Consider the following 6561-nt stretch of genomic DNA (forward strand, 5'->3'; position numbering starts at 1 on the left):
ACGGCACCCACACCAACCTCCCCACCTACCCCTTCCAACACCAGACCTACTGGCTGGAGCCGTCCACCGCCCGCCGGGGCGGGAACGTCACGGCCGCCGGGCTCGGGGCTCAGGTGCACGGGCTGCTGAGCGCGGCCGTGGAGCTGGCCGAGGGCGACGGCGTGGTCTTCACCGGCCTGGTCTCGCCGAGGACGCACCCGTGGCTGGCCGACCACGCCGTGCTCGGTACGGTCCTGCTGCCCGGGACGGCGTTCGCCGAGCTGGCGCTGCACGTCGGCGAGCAGCTCGGGTACGGCACCGTCGACGAGCTGACCATCGAGGCCCCGCTCGTGCTTCCCGAGGACGTCGCCGTGCGGCTCCAGGTGACCGCGGGCGCGCCGGACGGCACCGGTCGCCGGACGGTGGCGGTGCACTCCCGCCCTGCCGTCGGCGAGGGGACCGAGTGGCTCCGGCACGCGGTCGGCCACCTGGCCGAGCCGGATGGCGACGAGCCGGCGCCCGCACCGTTCACCGTCTGGCCGCCCGCCGGCTCCGCCGTGGACGTCGCGGACCTGGCGTCGCGCGCGGCGGACGCGGGCCTGGACTACGGGCCGGTGTTCCAGGGGCTGACCGCGGCCTGGCAGGCCGGCCCGGACACCTGGCTCGACGTGGCACTGCCGGAGGAGCAGTGGGCGGAGGCGGCGCGGTTCCGTCCGCACCCGGCGCTGCTGGACGCGGCGCTGCGGACGCTGGCGCTGGGCGCGGAGCCCGGTACCGTGCGCCTGCCGTTCAGCTGGTCGGGGGTCCGGCGTTACGCGCCGCCCGCCGGCCCGGTGACCGCCCTGCGCGTGCGGCTCACCGAGCGCGGCGAGGACCTGGTGGCCGTGACGGTCGCCGACGGTGACGGCACGCCGCTGCTGGCGGCCGAGGCGCTCGCCCTCCGCACCGTTCGCCCCGAGCAGTTGGCCGGTGGCCGGCTGCCGCTGTACGAGGTGCGGTGGGTCCCGGCCCCGACCGCCGACCCGCACGGGGCCACCGCCGCCGGGGACGCGGACACGGACACGGCCGTGGACGGGCACCGGATCGTCGAGGCCCCGGCCGCCGACGCCAGCGACCCGGTGGCCGCCACCCACGACGCGGTCGCCTGGCTGCTGGCCCTCCTCCAGGACGCCTCCGGCGCCGACGAGGAGGCGCCGCTGGCGCTGGTCACCCGCGGCGCGGTCGGCAGCGGCCCGCGCAACGCCGCGCACGCCGCGCTCTGGGGCTTCCTCCGCGCCGCGCGCGCCGAACGGCCGGGCCGCTACGTGCTCGTGGACACCGACGACGCCGAGGCGTCGCGGCTCGCGCTCCCGGCCGCGCTGCGCTCCGGCGAGCCCGAGCTGGTGATCCGCGACGGCGCGGTCCTGGTGAGCCGCCTGGCGCCGGCCGAGGCCGCCGCCGAGGTGCCCGCCTTCGACCCGGACGGCACGGTGCTGCTCACCGGCGCGACCGGGGCGATCGGCCGCGAGGTGGCCCGCCACCTCGTCACGCGGCACGGCGTCCGGAGCCTGCTGCTGGTCGGCCGCCGTGGCGCCGACGCGCCCGGCGCGACCGCGCTGGCCGCCGAACTGACCGAACTCGGCGCCCGGGTCACGCTCGCCGCGTGCGACGTGACCGACCGCGCGGCCGTGACCGCGCTGCTGGCCGAGCACCCGGTGCGCGCCGTGCTGCACGCGGCCGGCGTCCTGGACGACGGCGTCATCGCCTCGCTGACCCCCGAGCGGCTGGCCGCCGTCCTGCGACCGAAGGTGGACGCCGCCCGGCTGCTGCACGAACTCACCGACGGCCTCAGCCACTTCGTCCTCTTCTCCTCGGTCGCCGGGGTGCTCGGCAGCGCCGGCCAGGCCGCGTACGCCGCCGCCAACGCCTTCCTCGACGCGCTCGCCGAACAGCGGGCCGCAGAGGGCCTGCCCGCCGCCTCGTTCGCCTGGGGCCTCTGGGCCACCGAGACCGGCATGGCCGGTGGGCTCGCAGACCGCGACCGGGCCCGGCTGGCCCGCGCCGGCCTGGCGCCGATGCCCGTCGACCAGGGCCTCGCCGCCCTGGACGCCCGCCTGGGCGCCACGCTCACCACGGCCGCCGCGCTGGACACGGTGTCGCTGCGCGACCAGGCCGACAAGGGCCGGCTCCCCGCCCTGCTGAGCGGCCTGTTCCGCGCGCCGCGCCGCCGGGCCGACGCGGGCGGTGCCAAGCCCGCGGTGTCGATGCTGGAGCTGGTCCTCGCCACAGCGGCGGACGTGCTCGGCCACCGCGACTCCTCGGCCATCGCCCCCGAACGGCCTTTCAACGAGCTGGGTTTCGACTCGCTCACCGCCGTCGAGCTGCGCAACCGGCTGAGCACCGCGACCGGCCGCCGACTGCCCGCCACCATGGTCTTCGACCACCCCTCCCCGTCGGCTCTCGCGGCCGAGTTGGAGGGCGCCCGGAAGGCCGCCGACCAGGCCCGCACCGGCGCCGCCGCACGGGCCGCCGCCTCCACCGGCGCGTCGGACGAGCCGATCGCGATCGTCGGCCTCGCCTGCCGCTACCCGGGCGGGGTGCGCTCGCCCGAGGACCTCTGGCGGCTGGTCGCCGACGGCGTCGACGCGATCGGCGAGTTCCCGGTGGACCGCGGCTGGTCGGAGGACCTCTTCGACCCGGACCCCGAGCACGCCGGCACCAGCTACACCCGCAACGGCGGATTCCTGCACGAGGCCGCCGAGTTCGACGCCGAGTTCTTCGGTATCTCACCCCGTGAGGCGCTCGCGACAGACCCGCAGCAGCGGCTGCTGCTGGAGACCGCGTGGGAGTCCTTCGAGCGGGCCGGCCTCGACCCGGCCGCCCTGCGCGGCAGCCGGACCGGCGTGTTCACCGGCATCATGTACAGCGACTACGCGTCCAGGCTCCAGCACGCCCCGCGCGACTTCGAGGGCTACCTGAGCAACGGCAGCGCACCGAGCATCGCCTCGGGCCGCGTCTCGTACACCTTCGGGTTCGAGGGCCCGGCGGTGACGGTGGACACGGCGTGCTCGTCCTCCCTGGTCGCCCTGCACCTCGCCTCGCAGGCCCTGCGCAACGGCGAGTGCGACCTCGCCCTCGCCGGCGGCGCGACCGTGATGGCGACACCGACGACGTTCGTCGAGTTCAGCCGGCAGCGCGGGCTGTCGCCGGACGGCCGGTGCAAGGCCTTCTCCGCCGACGCCGACGGCACCGGCTGGAGCGAGGGCGTCGGCCTGCTGCTCGTCGAGCGACTCTCGGACGCACGCCGCAACGGGCACCAGGTGCTGGCCGTGGTGCGCGGCTCGGCGATCAACCAGGACGGCGCCAGCAACGGCCTCACCGCCCCCAACGGGCCGTCCCAGCAGCGCGTCATCCGCGCCGCCCTCGCCAACGCCGGACTGACGACGGCCGACGTCGACATCGTCGAGGCACACGGCACCGGCACCTCGCTCGGCGACCCGATCGAGGCCCAGGCCCTGCTCGCCACCTACGGGCAGGACAGGCCTGCCGAACGGCCGCTCTGGCTGGGCTCGTTGAAGTCCAATATCGGGCACACCCAGGCCGCGGCGGGCGTCGGCGGCATCATCAAGATGGTCATGGCGATGCAGCACGGCACGCTGCCGCGGACCCTGCACGTGAGCGAGCCGTCGACCCACGTCGACTGGTCCGCCGGGGCGGTCGAACTGCTCACGCAGGCACAGCCGTGGGAGGCCACGGACGGACGTCCGCGCCGGGCCGCCGTGTCGTCGTTCGGCATCAGCGGCACCAACGCGCACGTCGTCCTGGAGCAGCCGCCCGTCGAGGAGTCCGCGGACGGCGCGGACGTCGAGGTGCCCGAACTCCCGGTGGTGTGGCCGCTGTCGGCGAAGTCCGGTGCCGCGCTGCGCGACCAGGCGCGGCTCCTGCTGGACTGGGTCACCGAGCACCCGGACGTGCCCGAGACGGACGTCGCCCACGCGCTGAACACCGGGCGGGCCCTGTTCGAGCACCGGGCGGTCGTCCTGCCCGGCGCGCGGGAGGCGGCGCTGCGCGCGCTGGCGAACGAGACCGGGCACTCCGGCCTCGTGACCGGGCACGGCGGACACCCGGGCAAGTTGGCCTTCCTGTTCACGGGGCAGGGGTCGCAGCGGGTGGGGATGGGTGAGGAACTGTACGGCGCGTTCCCGGTGTTCGCCGCCGCGTACGACGAGGCGCTGAGCCACTTCGACCCGGAGTTGCGCGGCATCGTCGCGAGCAACCCGGACGGGCTGCTCGACACCACCCTGCACACCCAGCCGGCGCTGTTCGCGCTGGAGACCGCGCTGTACCGGCTGATGGAGCACCATGGCCTGAAGCCCGACTACCTCGCCGGGCACTCCATCGGCGAGATCGCCGCCGCCCACTGCGCCGGCGTCCTGTCCCTCGCCGACGCGGCAAAGCTCGTTGCCGCCCGCGCAAGGCTCATGCACAGCACCGGCGAAGGCGCGATGGCCACCCTCCAGGGGGTCGAGAAGGACGTCCTCCCGCACCTGGGTGAGGCGTTGACGATCGCCGCCATCAACTCCGGTGACGCGGTTGTCATCGCGGGAGACGTCGAGGCGGTGCACGCCCTCGCGGCGCAGTGGAAGGAGCAGGGCCGCAAGGCCAAGGTCCTCAACACCCGCCACGCCTTCCACTCCCAGCATATGGACCCGATCCTCGACGAGTTCGAGACCGTCGCGGCCACCCTCACCTACCACCAGCCCACCATCCCGGTCATCTCCACCCTCACCGGCGACCTCGCCGACCAACTCACCGAACCGTCTTACTGGGTGCGCCAGTTGCGCGAAGCTGTCCGCTTCCACGACGCCCTCACCACCCTGGACGACAACGGCGTCGCCACCTACCTCGAACTGGGCCCCGACGCCACCCTCACCACCCTCGCCCGCACCACCCACCCCGAGGCCACCGCAACCGCCACCCTCGTCCCCGATCGCGACGAGGCCCACACCACCCTCACCGCCCTCGCCACAACTCACACCCACGGCCACAGCATCCAGTGGCCGACCAACGGCACCCACACCAACCTCCCCACCTACCCCTTCCAGCACCAGACCTACTGGATCGACCTCCCCGAGCACGCCGGCTCCGCCGCCGATCTCGGGCTGGACGCGACCGACCACCCGCTGCTCGGCGCCTCCGTGGAGCTGCCGGACGGCGAGGGCGCCGTCCTCACCGGGCGGCTGTCGGTCCGCAGCCACCCGTGGCTGGCCGACCACGCCGTGCACGGCACGGCGCTGCTGCCCGGGACGGCGATCGCCGAACTGGCCCTGTACGCGGGCGGTCGGCTCGGCTGCGCGCGGCTGGAGGAGCTGGCGCTCCAGGCGCCGCTGACGCTGCCCGAGCAGGGCGGCGCGGTGCGGGTGCAGGTGAGCGTCGGCGGTGCCGGTGCGGACGGACGGCGGGCGGTGACGGTCGAGTCGCGCGACGGCGACACCGCGACCGTCCTCGCCAAGGGCACGCTGGCCCCGGAGAGCGACCGACCGGCCCCGGAGTTGACGGTCTTCCCGCCCGAGGGCGCCGAGCCGGTGGACACGGCGGAGCTCTACGCCCGGCTGGAGGCGGCCGGGCTGGAGTACGGCCCGATGTTCCGCGGGCTGACGGCCGCCTGGCGCCACGGCGAGGACGTCTACGCCGAGGCCGTCCTGCCGGACCTCCCCGGCCTTGACGGTTACGCTCTCCACCCCGCGCTGCTGGACGCCGCGCTGCACCCGATGGCGTTCGCCGAGGACACCCCGGACGGTGAGGTCAGGCTGCCGGCCGGCTGGGCGGACGTGGTGCTGCACGCCTCGGACGCCCGGAGGATCCGGGTCCGGCTGACCCCGACCGGGCCCGGCACCATCGGCCTCGTCGTCGCGGACGTCGAGGGGCGGCCGGTGGCCGAGGGCGTGCTCACCGTGCACGCGACCCGCCCCGAGCGCCTGGTCGCCCGGAGCGTGCGGAGCCGGGACAGCCTCTACCAGGTCGACTGGGTACCGCTGCCCACTCCCCCGGCCCCGGCGGCACCCGTCGCACCGGTCACGGTCGCGGACGCGGCATCACTCGCCGGTCTCGCACCCGCCGCGACGGTGTTCGCCCACTGCCCGGCGCCCGCGCACGGCGAACTGCCCGAACAGGCCGGCGCCGTACTCGAATGGACGCTCGAGCTGGCCCAGGCCTGGCTGCTGGACGAGCGGTTCGCGGACGCGCGGCTGGTGTTCGTCACCGAGAACGCCGCCGGCGAGCGGCCCGACAACCTGGCGCAGGCCGGGGTGTGGGGCATGGTCCGCGCCGCGCAGGCCGAGAACCCGGGCCGGTTCGCGGTGGTGGACGTGGACGGCACGCCGGAGTCGGCAGCCGCCCTGGCCACCCTGCCGCTCGACGCGGAGCCGCAGCTGGCGGTACGCGAGGGCGCGCTGTCCGCACCGCGCCTGGTGCGGGCCACCGCCGCGCCCCAACGCGCCACCGAGGAGCCGGTGTTCGGTCCGGACGACTACGTACTCATCACCGGTGCCACCGGCGAACTCGGCAAACTCATCGCCCACCACCTCGTCACCACCCACGGCG

At 75.5% G+C, this 6561-nt stretch carries 1 protein-coding gene; it reads left to right on the forward strand.

The window, feature by feature from the left end; translation table 11 throughout:
- Positions 1-6561, forward strand: a 6561-nt coding sequence (locus tag ACFP3U_RS36545) for a type I polyketide synthase (protein ID WP_380230090.1), incomplete at both ends; no start/stop codon positions are given.

This window comes from Kitasatospora misakiensis, from assembly GCF_042656005.1.
Classification (GTDB): domain Bacteria; phylum Actinomycetota; class Actinomycetes; order Streptomycetales; family Streptomycetaceae; genus Kitasatospora; species Kitasatospora misakiensis.